Source organism: Halalkalibacter urbisdiaboli, assembly GCF_002156385.1.
Lineage (GTDB): Bacteria > Bacillota > Bacilli > Bacillales > Bacillaceae_D > Halalkalibacter_A > Halalkalibacter_A urbisdiaboli.
This window is the reverse complement of record NZ_MVJM01000002.1, coordinates 86,945-104,202: the sequence shown is the minus strand read 5'-3', so window position 1 is coordinate 104,202 and position 17,258 is coordinate 86,945. Positions and strand designations below refer to the sequence as shown.

General features: G+C 37.4%; 14 protein-coding genes. 8 read left to right on the top strand and 6 right to left on the bottom strand.

Going from position 1 to position 17,258, the window contains the following annotated elements:
• Nucleotides 1-25: 25 nt before the first annotated feature.
• Nucleotides 26-367 (bottom strand): hypothetical protein, encoded by a 342-nt coding sequence (locus tag B1R93_RS08390; RefSeq protein WP_088103536.1) that lies wholly within the window; start codon nt 365-367, stop codon nt 26-28.
• Nucleotides 368-550: 183 nt separating this feature from the next.
• Here B1R93_RS08390 and B1R93_RS08385 point away from each other — a divergent pair, with 183 nt between their 5' ends.
• Nucleotides 551-1,489, top strand: a complete 939-nt coding sequence (locus tag B1R93_RS08385; RefSeq protein ID WP_088103535.1) for a beta-ketoacyl-ACP synthase III — start codon at nt 551-553, stop codon at nt 1,487-1,489.
• 44 nt (nt 1,490-1,533) lie between these two features.
• The gene (fabF, locus tag B1R93_RS08380) at nt 1,534-2,772 is read left to right on the top strand and encodes a beta-ketoacyl-ACP synthase II (RefSeq protein WP_088103534.1); all 1,239 of its coding nucleotides are present in this window, start codon (nt 1,534-1,536) and stop codon (nt 2,770-2,772) included.
• 223 nt (nt 2,773-2,995) lie between these two features.
• On the opposite strand, the gene B1R93_RS08375 is transcribed toward fabF, so the two are convergent.
• The 3 genes from B1R93_RS08375 to B1R93_RS08365 all read right to left on the bottom strand — a co-directional run bounded on the left by B1R93_RS08375 (nt 2,996) and on the right by B1R93_RS08365 (nt 7,652).
• On the bottom strand, nt 2,996-4,039 hold the full coding sequence (locus B1R93_RS08375; RefSeq protein WP_088103533.1) for an LCP family protein: 1,044 nt from the start codon (nt 4,037-4,039) through the stop codon (nt 2,996-2,998).
• A 328-nt stretch (nt 4,040-4,367) separates the two neighbouring features.
• Nucleotides 4,368-6,920, bottom strand: a complete 2,553-nt coding sequence (locus tag B1R93_RS08370) for a CBS domain-containing protein (protein WP_088103532.1) — start codon at nt 6,918-6,920, stop codon at nt 4,368-4,370.
• A 72-nt stretch (nt 6,921-6,992) separates the two neighbouring features.
• Nucleotides 6,993-7,652, bottom strand: coding sequence for a hypothetical protein (locus B1R93_RS08365; RefSeq protein ID WP_088103531.1), 660 nt, complete (start codon nt 7,650-7,652; stop codon nt 6,993-6,995).
• Between the two features lie 124 nt (nt 7,653-7,776).
• On the opposite strand from B1R93_RS08365, the gene B1R93_RS08360 reads away from it, so the two are divergent.
• Entirely contained in the window at nt 7,777-8,271 is a 495-nt protein-coding gene (locus B1R93_RS08360) for a GNAT family N-acetyltransferase (protein ID WP_088103530.1), read from the top strand.
• Nucleotides 8,272-8,347: 76 nt separating this feature from the next.
• On the opposite strand, the gene B1R93_RS08355 is transcribed toward B1R93_RS08360, so the two are convergent.
• Nucleotides 8,348-8,941: a cell wall hydrolase gene (locus B1R93_RS08355; RefSeq protein ID WP_088103529.1), complete on the bottom strand. Its 594-nt coding sequence runs from the start codon at nt 8,939-8,941 to the stop codon at nt 8,348-8,350.
• 439 nt (nt 8,942-9,380) lie between these two features.
• Complete coding sequence (locus B1R93_RS08350) at nt 9,381-11,111, bottom strand: methyl-accepting chemotaxis protein (RefSeq protein WP_165763770.1); 1,731 nt, start codon at nt 11,109-11,111, stop codon at nt 9,381-9,383.
• A gap of 363 nt (nt 11,112-11,474) precedes the next feature.
• Between B1R93_RS08350 and B1R93_RS08345 the strand changes: the two genes are divergently transcribed.
• The 5 genes from B1R93_RS08345 (at nt 11,475) to B1R93_RS08325 (ending at nt 17,173) form a co-directional block, all read left to right on the top strand.
• Nucleotides 11,475-12,812 (top strand): arabinan endo-1,5-alpha-L-arabinosidase, encoded by a 1,338-nt coding sequence (locus B1R93_RS08345; protein ID WP_088103527.1) that lies wholly within the window; start codon nt 11,475-11,477, stop codon nt 12,810-12,812.
• A 55-nt stretch (nt 12,813-12,867) separates the two neighbouring features.
• A complete protein-coding gene (locus tag B1R93_RS08340; RefSeq protein WP_088103526.1) occupies nt 12,868-14,247 on the top strand; it encodes an ABC transporter substrate-binding protein in 1,380 nt (459 codons plus the stop codon).
• 75 nt (nt 14,248-14,322) lie between these two features.
• Nucleotides 14,323-15,198: a carbohydrate ABC transporter permease gene (locus B1R93_RS08335; protein WP_245308241.1), complete on the top strand. Its 876-nt coding sequence runs from the start codon at nt 14,323-14,325 to the stop codon at nt 15,196-15,198.
• Between the two features lie 59 nt (nt 15,199-15,257).
• Nucleotides 15,258-16,100, top strand: coding sequence for a carbohydrate ABC transporter permease (locus B1R93_RS08330; protein ID WP_088104623.1), 843 nt, complete (start codon nt 15,258-15,260; stop codon nt 16,098-16,100).
• 95 nt (nt 16,101-16,195) lie between these two features.
• On the top strand, nt 16,196-17,173 hold the full coding sequence (locus B1R93_RS08325) for a glycoside hydrolase family 43 protein (protein WP_088103525.1): 978 nt from the start codon (nt 16,196-16,198) through the stop codon (nt 17,171-17,173).
• Nucleotides 17,174-17,258 lie beyond the last annotated feature (85 nt).

Here is a 17,258-nt window from a genome sequence, read left to right as displayed (position 1 = left end):
TGGTAGGAACAGGGAAGCCAATAAATCATGATTTATTGGCTCCTTTTTTCGTTTCAGTTTCCCCCTTTTTACTGAAATTTTTGAAAAAGGTTTGGATGACACCGGCTAATGGGGCAAGCTTTTCAATCGTTGGGCCAAGCGTTTGAACAAGCATTAATAGCTGTTCTACTTGTTTGTCTGGAATGACTTGGGTTTGTTCTGTCTCATTCGGTTTTTCCCCGGTCGTTGATGCTACCTCGTCAGGTCTGGATGATGGTTCGGTTTGTCCTTGCCCGGAATCGGACACTGCTCTTTGCCGAGCCTGGGAACCAAACATAAGATCGGTAAAAAAATCGGGTTGTGGCTGTTGCTGTTTCTCTTCGGACATCTTTTTATACCTCCTTTAATATAGGTTCTCTTTAGTTTATGGTGTAAGAATCACATAGGTGTGGAGGCACTTGCCTGATTCTGTTTATCATCTAGACAGAAAAGGCAAACTATTATAAAATTAGTATCAGGTACTAAGAATAACCCGTAAATAACTCTAGTGGAGAGTGAAAGGGGAAAACACATGACGAAAGCGGGAATATACGGTATGGGAAGCTATATTGCTGACCAGGTCGTGACAAACATTGATTTTGAAAAAAGAATAGATACGTCTGATGAATGGATTCGAACAAGAACAGGAATAGAGGAGAGACGCTTTGCCTCTGATGATATCGAGAGCTCAGATATGGCTTACGAGTCAGCAAAACAGGCATTGGAACATGCGGAAGTCTCAGCTGAGGAACTTGATTTAATTTTAGTTGCTACCGTCACACCAGATATGCCTTTTCCTACGGTATCTACACTAATTCAGGAAAGGCTTGGAGCAAAGAAGGCCGCGGCAATGGATATTAGCGCAGCCTGCGCTGGGTTTATTTATGGAATGGCAACAGCTCAACAATTTATTGAAACGGGCGCATATAAATATGTATTGGTTATTGGTGTCGAGAAATTATCGAAAGTAACAGACATGAATGATCGAAATACAGCAGTACTTTTTGGGGATGGAGCCGGAGCTGCTGTACTTGGTCCTGTCTCGGAAGGTAAGGGAATTCTTGCTTTTGAGTTAGGGGCTGATGGGGCCGGAGCAATGCATATTAATCAAAAGGGTCCTTACCTTGAGATGAATGGTCGTGAAGTGTTTAAGTTTGCTGTTAGGCAAATGGGCGATTCTTCATTACGTGTGTTAGAAAAAGCTGGCTTAATGAAGGAGGATGTTGACTTTCTTGTTCCACACCAAGCGAACATTCGGATTATGGAGGCAGCTCGTGAGCGCCTTGATTTACCGATTGAAAAGATGTCAAAAACTGTTCATAAATATGGGAATACGTCATCAGCTTCGATTCCAATGGCCATGGTTGATGAAATACATGCCGGAAAAATTAAAGATGGTGACGTCCTCGTTTTAGTCGGATTTGGAGCTGGCTTAGTGTGGGGGTCGGTCGCCATGGTCTGGGGACGATAATTAAACAGAATTGAGATAGCACTATTGAAAAGGAGAGAGCATTCATGGAAAAAAGACGTGTCGTCGTAACAGGACTTGGAATGGTAACACCATTAGGACTTGATGTTGCTACAACTTGGGAAAATGCGATTGCAGGAAAATCAGGAGTTGGTTTATTAAAACGAGTACCAGCTGAAAATTTTCCAATGAAGGTTTCAGCTGAAATTCATGACTTCGATCCAGGACAGTTTATGGATAAAAAAGAAGCACGTAAAATGGACCGTTTTACTCAATTTGCTGTGGCTTCTGCTCTAATGGCTATAAAAGATGCAAATTTAGAAATTACCGAGGAGATTGCTCCACGTATTGGTGTATGGATTGGGTCTGGAATTGGTGGTATGGAGACGTATGAGCAGCAATTTCATAACTTTTTAGAAAAAGGACATCGTCGTGTAAGCCCGTTCTTTGTTCCAATGTTAATTCCAGATATGGCTTCAGGACAAGTATCAATTATGACAGGAGCAAAAGGGATCAATTCTTGTTCTGTTACAGCATGTGCTTCTGGGACGAACTCAATAGGTGATGCGTTTAAGGTCATTCAACGAGGCGATGCAGATGTAATGATTACTGGTGGTGCTGAAGCCCCAATCACGAATATGGCTGTTGCAGGTTTTTGCTCAGCAAAGGCAGTCACTTTGAGTGAGGATCCGTCAACTGCTTCTCGACCTTTTGATGCAAATCGGGATGGATTTATAATGGGTGAGGGTGCAGGTATTCTTATTTTAGAAAGCCTTGAATCAGCTCAAAAACGTGGTGCAAAGATTTATGCCGAAATCGTAGGATACGGTGCAACTGGAGATGCGCACCATGTTACTGCGCCTGCGCCAGAAGGTGAAGGTGGTGCACGGGCAATGCGTCAGGCAATTGAAGATGCTGGTCTTAAACCTGAGGACATCGATTACTTAAATGCTCATGGTACAAGTACACCTTATAACGATAAGTTTGAAACAATGGCAGCTAAGACTGTTTTTGGAGACCATGCATATAAGCTAGCGGTTAGTTCAACAAAATCAATGACGGGTCATTTACTAGGTGCTGCCGGAGCAGTAGAAGCGATTTTCTCAGTTAAAGCGATCGTGGATAGTATCATTCCTCCAACCATTAATTATGAAACGCCAGATCCAGATTGTGATTTAGATTATGTACCAAATGAAGCAAGAAAGCAGCAGGTTCGTGCTGCAATGAGTAATTCACTCGGCTTTGGCGGTCATAATGCAACATTAGTATTCAAACAGTTTAGCTAATATATAAACAAAGAAGAGGCTGTGCCAAAAAGTTGTTTTTTAACCTTTTGGCACAGCCTTTATGCAATGAGCGTAGTCGCTACATCTTTTAAAAGCCTTACGATGAGTGGGGTTCTCATCGTAAGGCGCGTAGCGGACGAAGCCATTGCTGTGCACGCAGAGACAACGCGTTCTTTAACATTAGTATCAGGCTACGTTCCTATTTCAAAACTTTTGCAAAGGTTCATGAGTCCTCTTCTAGATCGCTCGGTTGCTCGGTAGCTACTGATTGGTTTGACGAACTAAAAAAGCTGTGTAGGGCTTCGCGGTTTTTTTCGAAATCCAATTCCAAAACGTCTCCAACACTGTATCGTCTTTCGGTAAACCCACCATCTACCGGAATTCGTAAGGTTTCAACCTCTTTAACCGGATTTAAAATAAAATCTCTTCCTATACTTAGCATTTTACTTGTCTTTATATTTGTATCAATGTAAGGCTCGACCGATCCAATTAAACGAGGAACCCTTGCAATGCCGGAAACAGTTAATAATTCGTCTTTTAATAATGTCAGTACTTCCTGCTGACGTTCTACACGGCCATAATCATTATAACCATCGTTTCGAAAGCGTACATATTTAAGAGCCTCTTTACCATCTAACGCTTGTAGCCCAGGTTTGAAGTCAATTAACATATCTGCAGCATTATCTTGGTAATACATTCGTTTTTTTATATCAATTGCAAGGCCATCAGGAGCAATCGTATCAACTACTTTAACAAATCCGTCGAAATTAACCATTGCATAGTAATGAATATCCATATCAAAGTTCTCTTCGATTGTTTGACGGAGAAGCTCCGGACCACCCAAAAAGAAAGATGCATTTATTTTATTATTAGAATAACCAGGGATTTCAACATAGGTATCACGCATAATCGAAGCAATTTTGGCATCACCTTGGTTCGGATCATACTGTGCAATCATGATTGTATCCGTTCTTGCTTTTTGGCCTTCATCTGTATCAACTCCGATAAATAGAACATTTATCGGTTCATTATTTTCGGGTTCATTAGCAATAAATTCGTTATCACTATTTAAATTGGTTGATTCTACAATTTCATTTGAAATTTGGTTATCAGCAGTGGAACGACCGGTTTCGTATTGGATCATTGCATACGTTGCTGATACGAGAAAAAGCACAGAGAATGTAGCTAAAAACATAAGAAAAAGCTTACGTCTCTTTTTCTTAGGTGCTTTTGATTGTTTTCGTTTACGGTTCATTCGGGTATCCAATTTCCTTCCTCCTTCTACATAACACCCTATATTATAACAGAAAAACCGACAATTGCTGAGAAAAAATTTGAATAGTTAAAGGAGAAAAAGACTATTATTGTGAGGGCACTGAAAAACCCCTTGAAAGTCACGCTAGGAAGCAGCAATGGCTCCGCACGTTGCTCGCCTGCTATGAGAAACCCACTCATAGCAGGCTTTTAAAAAGATGGCAACGGCTCCGCACATTGCTTCAATGCTCTCGTTATTGTCCGACGCTTTTTTCTTGGTTCTTAGTATCCCATGACCTAGCGGAATCATGTTAGTAAAAATGGTAATAGGAAGGAGGATGCTACAGGTACTTTTGAATTGCCCATTCTTTTGCTTCCTCAAACGAAGTAATTTTATCATCTAGCATCAAACACTCTAATTCGAGCAAACAAGTTGAATAAATTGGACCTTGTGGAATGCCAAATTGTTTTAAGTCATGTCCGTTTAAAAAGGGCTTTACATCTTTTCTTCGCTCAAGATAATTCCGAATAAAGCACGTTGCCTCTGTAAAGTTCGAAAAAAATAGAAGTGCTCGGTAGGAGACTTGCTTCATATTTTGATGAAAGCTTCCAAAGGTGATGTTCTTCGCTTCCGTTTCTTTAAAATACGTTACTAGTCTTTCAAGTTCCTCAAGAAATGTTTGATGAGTCGATTTTATAGCATATTTTGTTAGCTCTTGTTTCCAATTATCCTCTTTAAAAATAAGGCTAGTTAGAAAAGCAAACCAATCAAAATAATCAACTGCCTTATGTATTGTTGTGATTTGTTCAAGCTGAATAATTTGTATGTTCTCGGTCTTGGTTTTTAGCAAATGTTCAAAAACGGTTAGTTCCTGCAATATATACACGGCTTGAATGAAAGATGATTCTTTGAAGACTAATTCCAATTCATGTATGATTCGGTTAATCGACAGCTTACTTAAATAGGATACTGAGCTACGTGCAAGCTTTTCCGTTTGAGCGGCTAAATGATAACGAAACCGTGCCGCAAATCTAGCTGCTCGAAAAATTCGTGTAGGATCTTCAATAAAACTTAAATTATGAAGGATTCGAATTTCACGTTTCACTAAGTCCTCCATACCTTGATAAAGATCAACTAATACACCAAAGGATGTTGTATTTAGCTTTATCGCCATCGCATTAATCGTAAAGTCACGTCTTGCTAAATCCTCCTTCAGGTTAGAAAGCTTTACAGTTGGAAGCGATGCTGGAAGCGCGTAGTATTCGGTTCTACATGATACAATGTCAAGTTTTTCCCCCGAGTTCGTCGTCCACGAAGCCGTTCCAAAAGTATCATGTTCCTTTAAACTTCCGCCATATTTTTGATGTAAATGATGGGCAAAAGCAATCCCATCTCCTTCAATTACGAGATCGATATCTTCATTTGTTCGTTCGAGTAATAAATCTCTAACAATACCTCCAACTAGGAACGCTTGAACGTTTTTTATATCTGCCTCTTGTCCAATTTGTTTAAGTAAATGAAACAGGTTCTTGTCTAATTGCTGTATTAAGTGTTCGCTAACGTTATGTTTTTGTACGGTTATAGCTGAATTAATTAAAGAGTTGCGATGGTTTTTATTATGAAGGATCTCAATAACATCTGTACGTGAAATAATACCAACGAGCTGTTCTTCTGAAACAATAGGTACACGGCCAATATTGTATTGAATCATCGTTTCCTGAATTTCTTCTAATGTTGCAGAGGGTGACAGTGTAATCGGCTTTTCTGTCATAAAAGCTTTAACAGGTGCATGACCAAGTTGATGATGTGAGGCTTTATCAATATCTCGGCGCGAAATGATTCCGACAACTTTCTCATGCTCATCAACAACAGGGAATCCGGTATGACCATACTGAAACATTTTTTCAGCAACCTCATTAATGGTTAATTGTGTTGAAACGGTCTTCACGGGGGAAACCATAAAGAGCTGAGCTGTGATTGCTGAGCGAATCATAGTTTGTAAAAGAGCTTTGACTTTAGTGTAGACAGGTGCGATTTCACTTTTTTTTATTGTTGCGGACGCGGCCTTCTCATGTCCATTTCCACCTAATTGTGTAATAAGTGTTCGAACATTGACACGTTCAGATTGGGATCTTGCAATAACGTAAACATGTTGACCCATTTTTACAATTGAAACAAGGCCATCAACATTTGCAGCATCTATAGCTTTATGCGTAAGTGAAGCGAGGCCACCTAAGTACGTTACTTGTTCAAAACGTGTTAGTCCAATGACTTGACCATCCATTTTAAATGTTTCTATATTTCGGAGCAGGCTTTGAAGAATTTGCTGTTCTTGATTAAGGAGAAGCTGTTCGGAAAAGCGATTAACAAGCTCAAGGTTCATCCCATTCTTTAATAAAAAACTAGCTACTTCTAAATCACGAGATGTTGTATGGCTGAATGCAAACGACCCTGTATCGGTATATAGGCCTAATCCAAACAGTGTAGCTTCAATTTCTGTCGGGGCGTAACCTTGGCTTATTAATTGTTCAAGCAGTAACGTAATGGTTGCTCCAACTTGCTCAATTTGTTGTTTGTTGGCTTTAATATTATTTTCATCAGGTGGATGATGATCATAAACGGATATGTGAATATGTTCAGGTAACGAGCTAGGTAGTCCAACTCGTTTAGGATTTGCAACATCAACTAGGATAAGCTCCTCTACGTTCTCCCAATTAATATCCTTTATTGATATATAGGTAAAATGATCACGATAAATCGAGAGGTATTGTCTCACCGTAGGGTGCTGAGTATCTGGCATGACCATTATAGATTTTGGATATAGCAAGGTAGCTGCATATAATGAAGCAAAACCATCAAAGTCGATATTTACATGAGATAAAACATAGCGCATGAAAAACTCTCCAAACGTTAAAAATTATTTAAATTAACTCATTTATAATGTCTTAGTAGTAGAAGTATTATGTTAACCTATATCTTCAACAATAAGACCTTTTATCGAAAATATCGGTTGCTCATAAGGATTCCCTTTTTGAACCGGTAGGCGTATGGCGAAAAATGACCGATACTCTTTAAGGACCATTCTTTTAAAGGTAGTAATAAAGGTCCGGACTGAGTCTTCTGATTCCTTCAAAAAGGCAATAAATCTACGAGGATCCAAATTAAGAAGACCTTCTTCGGTTTCAAAGACACCAATTTTTGAAAAAGCTTCTGAAAAAGATTGAAAAACGGCTCGAATAGCTGAGGAATGATCTGTTCCAGCTATCTTATCAAAATCAATAACAGCTAACAAAGCATTATTGTATTTATCAATTAATTGATCCGTATGAGAAAGAATGTGGGTATCACCCTTATCTAGAGTTTTGATTGCATTGAAAAAAGCTTGTTCGTGATAATAAAATCTTTTAAATTCTAACTTTAGTTCTTGTCGTTGCTTATAAAAATGGTCGTAGGATAGCAGATAATTCTCGGAAGGCTGACGAAGTGGTGTTTTTGTTTCTGTAATTCGAGCGACACGTTCAATTTTTTCGACGTTTTGAGATTGGGCCATTCGATTAACATAATCGGTTCGAATGCGATTGCTTCGAAGGGAGGTTACCCTTCTCATTCGGTTTAAACGGTTCATTTTTCAACACCGCCTCTACGCTCTTTTCCTCATTATATACAGGAATCGCAAGAATGGCGAAAGAGAAGCATGATTTTTTTTGAAAATGGAAGAATAAAGTATAGCCAGTAGAAGGGGGGGAACGATGGAAATTCGATTGTTGACAGTCAAAGATGTGGAGATGTTTCGACGTTTGCGGCTTCAAGCATTACATGAGCTTCCCAAGGCATTTGCTGCTAGCTATCATGAAGAGAAAAACGAGTCGATAGCTTATTTTACTAGCTTACTTAGTAAAAGTATCGGTTATGTAGGAGCCTTTTCGGAAAGAAATCAATTAATTGGGATCCTTGGCATCGTCCAATCACATTTAGCGAAAATGAAGCATAAAGCATCATTTACAAGCTTCTATGTAGTACCTGAATGTAGAAGAATAGGTGTCGGGAACTCATTATTACATAAAGCAATAGAATTTGCAAAGCTTGAAGGGATTGAGCAGATTCAGCTAGTTGTAGCAAAGGAAAACATACGTGCAAAAAGAAAGTACGAGTCATTAGGGTTTAAAACATTTGCAAAAGAAGAACGAGCCCTTAAAGTGAATGGAGAATACATTGATGAAGAGCATTTTGTTTTGTTTGTATAAATAAAGGGATGAATAGGGGAGAGTCCCCGATATTCATCCCTAAATAATTTGCTTCAATTAATCCTAAAGTCTCAACCTATCTAGCAAAAACATGGTTTCCAATAATGACTGTTTGAGGGCGACTTGCAACCCACTTGCTAGTTGAGGTTCTAGGATTATAGAAGTATAGTGAACCGCTACCTAATCCGCGGTAATTTAACGCTTCTTTTACAGCTCTGTGTGCTTCTGCATTAGCTGGATTGTTAATTGCACCGTTTTTAATTGGCGTAAAGGCATAATGTCCAGATGGACTCACTTCGTTAATAACCCCTTTTACACTGTTAGGGAATAGCTTGCTATCGACTCGGTTTAAGACGACCGTAGCTACAGCAACTTTACCAGCATAAGGTTCGCCTTTTGCCTCGGCGTGAACTAGTCTTGCTAACAAGTCCTTTTCTGCATTTGAAACAGCAGCCGGAATGGTTAATCTCTCTCCAACATATATAGCATTCGATGTGCGATTATTTATACGCTTAATTGCAGCGATTGGTTGATTATATTGATTACTTAATTTATAAAATGTATCTCCCTGCTTCACAACATGGGTAGTTGTATTCGCTTTTACTTGTTCGGTAGCCCCAAAAAAGGCAAAGGTTAAAAGTAGTGAAAAAATCATTAATGTTTGTTTCATGTTAGCCTCCTAAACTAGTTGATATCTACTAAACTACCAGAAGGAGCACAAATGATCTTTATAAAGAATTTTCCAGTGAGAGGATGGATCCCTTCATGTTGCGGTTGAAGAGTCTATTTTACATTTATGTAACAAGACTGTGTATAAATCTCAAAAAAGTAGGCGGGAACGCTGTTATGTATGAGGTGAGCGGGGAATTGGTTTGTAAATAAAAAAAACTCTATTTTGTGAGGGTACTGAAAAAGGATGGGTTTCCCTTTTTCAGTACCCTTTAAGTAATGTGTGGAGCCGTTGCCTGGTTTTGAAAGCCCTGCTATGAGTGGTTTTCTCATAGCAGGGCGCCCAACGTGTGGAGCCATTACTTCTTCTTTGAGTTACAAGAAGTAGTTTTTCAGTGCCCTTGGGTTTTTATCTTTTTCAGTGCCCTCAAAGGGGGTATTTATATTTGGAACTGCTTAATTAAATGATTTAATTTCTCACTAGCTGAATTTAACGCCTTAGTATTTTGTTCAATCTCCGTGATCGATTGATTTTGTTTATCAACAGATTGATTTACGACTTCCATATTTGAAGTTGTTTCCTCAGTACTAGCAGTGAAGTGTATAAGTGTTTCTTCAATTTGTTTACTTCCGTCTGACATCGTCGATATTTTGCTTGATATTTCTCTGATTTCTTTCACGGTAGAAATAATATTTTTTTGAATTTCATTAAAATTATGACCAGTTTCTTTAATAATGGAAATGCCTTCTTCAGTTTCTTTAAAGGCTTCTAATAAGGCTGAATTAACGACACCCGTTTCACTTTGAATGTTTAGTGTGATATCGGTAATTTTAGAAATCGATGTTTCTACCTCTTGCGATAGCTTTCTAATTTCCTGTGCAACAACTGCAAATCCCTTTCCTATATCTCCTGCTCTTGCAGCTTCAATTGAAGCATTTAATGCTAATAGATTTGTTTTTTCTGAGATACTCTTGATTACTTCTACAATTATGTTTACTTCTTTTGATTTATCATTCAGGTAAGTAATCTTGCTTCGTGCATCTGTAAGTGTAGAATGAATATTCGTCATTTTACTTACGGAGGAATTCATCATATCATTACCAGCTGTCGATAATGTAAGCATTTTTTCTGCAGATTGCGCAATTTCTGTACCCGAAGTTTCAATCATAGTAAGCTCTTTCATAAAAGTTGTTGTGTTATCCGCAATATCTAATGTAGCAGATGATTGTTTCTCTGAAACAGACAAGAGCTGTTTTGTAAATTGAGTAATATGTAGGCTTTCAGAACTAAGTAAATTAGACGAACGCTCTAAAACGTCACTTTGAGTACTGACACTCCGAGTAACATCTGAAAGATTATTAATAATAGAATGAAGACTCGCTTTCAATTTGTTTAAAGCTATACCAATTTGTCCAAATTCATCTTTCCCTCGCAAATTTATATCTTCAACTGAGATATTTCCTTGTGTCATTTTTTCACTAAACAAGAGAATTTTCTTTAAATCTTTATTTATTAACTTATTTATAATGAATAAAATACTTGTCCCCACTATTAATGAAAACAAAATTGAATAAATTAACAGGAGCTTTGTATTCGATATTTGATCTGATGCTTCTTGTTTTGACGAGTGTCTCTCACTGTCTAGTAGGAGCTTTAATTCACTAAGGGCAAAATTAATATTAAAATTCAATCGATCGGCTTTATCTTTTGCTTGATCTTTATAAGTAGGGTTGCCGACCCATTTATCTGATGCAATGTCATTATAGTAAACATCATTTAAGTTTTCGGCATTCGTGATCACTAGTTGATATAAATCTTTCATTTCTGTGGAAGACAAGGATGATTCAATTTCCGACAGCAAATCATCAATCTTTTCATTTCCTTCTTCATAATACTTGAAGCGAATAAGCTCCTGGCGACCATCTATATCTGTTGTTTGCAAATAGCTGTAGATATGAGTCAGTTTTTGTTGATAAAGAAAAATTAAATCAGAAAGAATAATTGAACGATCTGCATTTTTATTTAGGCTTTCGATTTCATCTTCGGTAAATTGCAGTTGAAAGACAATATAGGTCGTAGAGGTGACAAACAGCATTAATGTTAATAAAAATGCTAAACCATACTTCCAACCAAGCTTCATATTTTTCCACCGAATACTAACTATTCTCATCATACTCCCCCTTACTAATTAACTTAAATGTTAATTGTATTATAATATTACTTTCATTAAAAAAACAGCTATATATTTTCTGTTATCTCTATTACATAATATTACAATAAAGTTTATTTGATCCTAATCATCATTATGAGAAGGAGTGTTATCCTTGTATTTAGTGCTATATTAGTACTTTTTATATTTGGGATGGGATGAGATAACAGAGAAATTATTTTCATAATAAAATTAAAAGATCGATAAAATCGTTGACAGCGCATACAATAAAAATTTATAATAAATGTAATTCAGTTAACAAATTAGTTAATCAAGTAGCTGAATTATAAATTTTACATCATTTTGTTTAAGGAGGGGAATTAAATGAGAGGGCCGGTTAAGCCTCCTAATTATTTAAGTGAAGTGGAACGTGCACTAAATGACAACCCACAAGAATGGTCCATTTATAATGCTCATGATCCATCTATTTTTAAAGACGGTGATACTTATTATGTGTTCTCAACAGATACAAAAACAAGTTCAACGAATTGTAAAATAGGAGCTGGTGCTCAAATTCGTAAGTCATCGAATTTAATCGATTGGGAATGGGTTGGACATGCCTTAGAAGGTGTTCCGAAAGATGCTTTCGAATGGACACAAGCAAAAGGCCTTTGGGCGCCAGAAGTGGTGAAGTGGAATGGTACTTACTTTCTATATTATTGCGCCTCGCAATTTGGTACCAATCAGTCATTTATTGGTGTCGCAACTAGTTCTTCTATCAATGGCCCTTGGCATGACCGAGGAGAAGTGTTGAAAACATCAAAGAAAAATAAACCAAATGGAATTGATCCAAATTTAATTACCGATAAAAACGGCACGCCATATATGATTTACGGTTCTTTTTTTGGAGGAATCTATGCTGTAAAGCTAGATAAAACGACAGGGAAATTAGCCGAACCGAATGATGAGGGGATTTGTATTGCGAAACGAGAGAATGAAACGAAAGAAGGGGCGGTAGAAGGACCTTATATGATTTATCACCCTGAATACGATTACTATTATTTATTCGTATCGTATGACTCTTTATTCTCTAATTACAATGTTCGTGTTGGGCGCTCAAAAGAAATTACCGGACCATTTTTAGATTACAACGGAAAAGACTTGAGCGATGATCAATATAGACCTTCTGATGAAATCGGTACGAAATTATTGGCTGGGTATCAATTTCAGGACGGTGACGGTTGGATGGCACCGGGGCACAACTCCATTTTAGAAGACGAGGGCCAATACTATATTTGTCACCATGCAAGAATTCCTGATAAGAAAGATTTGTTTTGTATGCAGATTCGCCAAATGTTATGGACTGAAACTGGATGGCCGCTTATTTCACCTCAACGTTATGCAGGGGAAGAAATTAAGAAAATTGATAAAAGTGAAATGATTGGAAAATGGGATACGGTTAAGTTTATAAGAGAAAAGGATGGGATGAACCATTCTTTCATTATCGAAATCTATGAAGATTCAAAACTTAACATGCTTGATAAAACTTATCAATGGGAGAAAACAGGAGATATAACCGTTCACCTTTCAGAAACGGAGACAGGCGAAACGATCGAGTTAAAGTTTTTAGAGGCTTGGGATTGGAAGAATGAGCAGAAAACAATCGTCTTTACTGGGATGGATAGTACGGGTACTTGTTTAATTGGAAAAAAGTTAATATGAGATTATTTCTCTATTATAAAAACATTTACGATGTAGAAAAGGGAGTGTTTAAACAATGACAAAGAAAAAGTGGTTTACAAGTTTAGTATTGTTGTTAGTTATCAGTATTTCTTTAATGGGTTGTTCATCAAATAATAACTCAAATGGCTCTGAGTCCGGTTCAGATTCAGATTCACCAGAAAAAGTTAAGTTATCAGTGAATATTTGGGCACAGCCACATGAGGAAGAAATCTATAAAACAATTATTGCAGATTTCGAAGCTGAAAATCCTCATGTCGAAGTTGATTTTGTTGTAACACCTGGTGATGATTACAGTACCAGACTTCAAACATTAATGGCAGGTAACAGAACACCTGATATCTTCTATTTAGGTGCTGGAGATACAAATTTCTATGTTGATACAGGAAGAGTTCTTGATATTACAGATTTAGCTAATGAATCATCTGTATTAGATTTAGATAATATGTGGGAAAGTGGAATTTCAAGATATACGGTTGATGAGCGTATTTATGCTCTTCCAAAAGATGTAGGTCCGTTTGCGTATGCGTATAACAAAGACTTGTTTGATGCTGCTGGACTTGAATATCCAAGTAGTACAGACCCTTACACGTGGGATGAATTTACTGAAGTAGCAAAGCAGTTGACAGTTGATAATGCTGGTAATACACCAAATGATGCTGGATTCAACAACAAAGAAATTGAGCAGTTTGGTGCAGGTTTCTGGTGGTTAGAGCCAGCAGTATACTCTAATGGCGGTCATTGGTTAAATGAAGATGCAACTGAAATTATTATTGATGAGCCTGAATTTATCGAAGCATTACAATATGTTGCTGATTTACGTTTAGTACACAACGTCGTACCTTCTCAAGAACAAGAGCAATCAACAAACAGTTACCAAAGATGGTTAAACGGTACAACGGCAATGTTCCCGATGGGACCTTGGGATCAAGCAGCATTCTGGGAGTTAGACTTTGACTATGACTTAATGCCTTGGCCTGCAAGTCCTAATACTGGTGAGTCACGTACATGGTTAGGTTCTTTAGGATTTGCTGTTTCTGCAACAACTAAACATCCTCAAGAAGCGTTTGATTTAGCCGCTTACTTAACAGTTGATGAGGATGCGCAACGTAATCTTATGAACCGTGGTGCACAAGTTCCTAACTTAGTAGATATGGCTGAAACAGAGTATTTAGAGGCAGATTTTAAACCTGAAAGCAAAGAAGTTTTCTTAAATGTTATCAAACATCAGTCACAGCCTTTACCACATGAGTTAACGTATGATAGAGAGTGGTTTGACTATTTCGCTCAAACAGTAGTTGATGTTTATGAAGGTAGAAAAACAGCTGAAGAATATGTACATGAAGTAAAACCTGAGCTTCAAAGATTGCTAGACAATTCTATTGAAAAAGCGAACAAAGCAAAAGCTAGTCAATAATTGATTTGAGAAGGGTATGAAGCGTAAAAGCGTTTCTACCCTCTCTATTCATTTTACTTGTGAGGTGATGAAAAGGTGAATGCTCTGAAAAAAAGACAAAGTATGCTTGCATATTTATTTATTTTACCGTTATTGATTCAGTTCGTAGTATTTACATCTGGGCCGATGATTTATTCGATTTATATTAGTTTGACAGAATGGAATATTCTCCAACCAGCTACATTTGTTGGTCTTAGTAACTATATTACGATATTCTCTGACGCTAAGTTTTGGAAGTCCCTTTGGAACACTGCTGTATATTTACTAGGCGTTCCAATAGGTCTATTTCTTTCATTAATTATTGCTATATGGATGAATCAAGGTATTAAAGGAACAGCCACTTATCGTGTTATTTATTATTTACCAGCGATCTCCTCTTTAGTTGCGGTAACGATTTTATGGCAATGGATTTATAACACAGATTACGGTTTAATGAACTACTTTTTAGGGTTATTCGGTATTGAAGGACCGAGTTGGATTCGAAATGAAGCTTTTGTTAAACCAGCGATTATTATCATGGGAATATGGAAGGGAATCGGGATTACGATTATCTTTTATTTAGCTGCTTTGCAAAACGTTCCGAAACAGTTATATGAAGCAGCAGAAATAGATGGAGCAAACTTTCTCCATAAGTTCCGGTTTGTCACATTACCTTTGTTGACGCCGATTACATTTTTCTTAATCATTACAGGGATCATTAACACATTACAAATCTTTGTAGAGATTCAGATTATGTTGCCGGACGGTGGTCCTAATTATGCTGCTGCCTCTGTCGTGTTCTACTTATGGCAAAAAGCCTTTGTTTATTACGAAATGGGCTATGCTAGTGCATTAGCATGGGTATTAGGAATTATTATGTTTATTGTCACGTACATTCAATTTAAATTGTCGAACAGATGGGTACATGAATAAAATAAGGGGGGTAAAAGATGACACAGGTAAAAATAGATGAAAAATCAAATGTTTCAACGATGAAATCTAGTACGGGTAAGAAGCTTAAAAATGCATTAGCCCATTTATTTCTTACAACCGGCGCAATCTTTATGATTGCTCCATTAATTTGGATGATCTCAACGTCATTAAAAAATAATCGAGATACGTTAATAATGCCGCCAAAGTGGATTCCTGACCCGTTTGTTTGGACAAAGTATGTAGAAATTTGGGAAAAGGCACCTCTTCATTTAGGCTTTTTAAACAGTTTATACATGGCGGTTCCGATCATTCTCTTCGGAACGTTTGCAACAAGCCTAGGGGCTTTTGCATTTGCGAAGATGCAGTTTCCTCATAAAGAGAAAATTTTTCTTGGATTACTAGCTACGATGATGATTCCTTTCCCAGTTATCATGATTCCACAATTTTTGGTTTTCTCTCAATTAGAGTGGATTGATACGTTACTTCCATTAGTTGTGCCGCAAATGCTTGGGAATGTATTTATGTTATTTTTTCTACGACAGTATTTGAATGGAATCTCAAATGAATTAATTGAAGCGGCGACGATTGATGGTAGCTCAATGTTTGGAACGTATTGGAGAATTATTTTACCGATTATCAAACCTGCAATTGCTGCACAAGTTATTTTATGGTTTATGGCTGTGTGGAATGATTATTTAGGTCCACTAATTTATTTATTCAGTCCAGAAAAAATGACGATTCAATTAATGATTGCGAACTTTAATGCGTATTATGCGATTCAAAATGATTTTCCTTTAATCATGGCAGCATCTGTTGTAGCGATGTTACCGATTATTATCGTATTCCTTATTTTCCAAAGACAGATTATTGAGTCTGTGGCTGTTACTGGAATAAAAGGTTAATAGAATACTCCATATGCTCTTGGATCTGAGAATAATATGGAGAGCTTTTAATATATTTTTGAGGTAATAAAAATGTTAGTTGGAGGGATTTAAAGATGGACAAGTATAATTATAGTAATCCGGTGATTGAGCAGCGTGCCGATCCTTGGGTGTATAAACATACAGATGGCTATTACTATTTTACAGCTTCTGTTCCAGAATACGATCGAATTGAACTACGTAGATCTGAAACGATCCAAGGCTTAGGTGAAGCTGAACCCAAAACGGTTTGGTGGAAATACGACAGAGGCCCAATGAGCGCAAATATTTGGGCACCGGAAATTCATTATATTGACGGAAAATGGTACATTTATTTTGCAGCAGCAAAAACAGCTGAAACAAACGAAGGATTGTTTGACCACCGTATGTTCGTGTTAGAAAACGAAGCTGAAAATCCACTTGAAGGTGAATGGATTGAAAAGGGCCAGATTAAAACAAAATGGGAGTCATTTGCACTTGATGCTACAACATTTGAACATGAAGGTACTCGCTATTTAGTGTGGCCGCAAAAAGATCCTGATATTGTCGGGAATTCAAATCTGTATATTGCAAAAATGATAAATCCATGGACGATTACGGGTGAACCTGTAATGATTACGACTCCAGAATATGAGTGGGAAAAAATAGGGTTTCTTGTTAATGAAGGTCCAGCTGTTATCAAAAAGCAAGGTAGAATTTTTATCGCTTTTTCAGCAAGTGCGACGAATCATAACTACTGCATGGGACTTCTTTATGCTTCAGAAACGAGTGATCTTCTAGATTCTAACTCATGGACAAAGCATCCGGAACCTGTATTCCAAACAAGTGAGAAAACAGGTCAATATGGTCCTGGACACAATAGTTTTACAGTTTCTGAAGATGGGTTACAGGATGTAATGATCTATCATGCTAGAAATTATAAAGAGATTGAAGGGGATCCACTATACGATCCAAATCGTCACACACGTGCTCAAGTCATAACTTGGGATGAAGATGGTTTCCCAGTTTTCGGTGAACCAGTTCCTGATACAAAGCCAGTTGCAGATACGAAGTAACGATAAAGTAAACGAACTGTTTTAGAAGAAGAGGGTGTCAGGTTTGAATTCTGGCATTCTCTTTCTTTTTAATAGAGAAACGTGA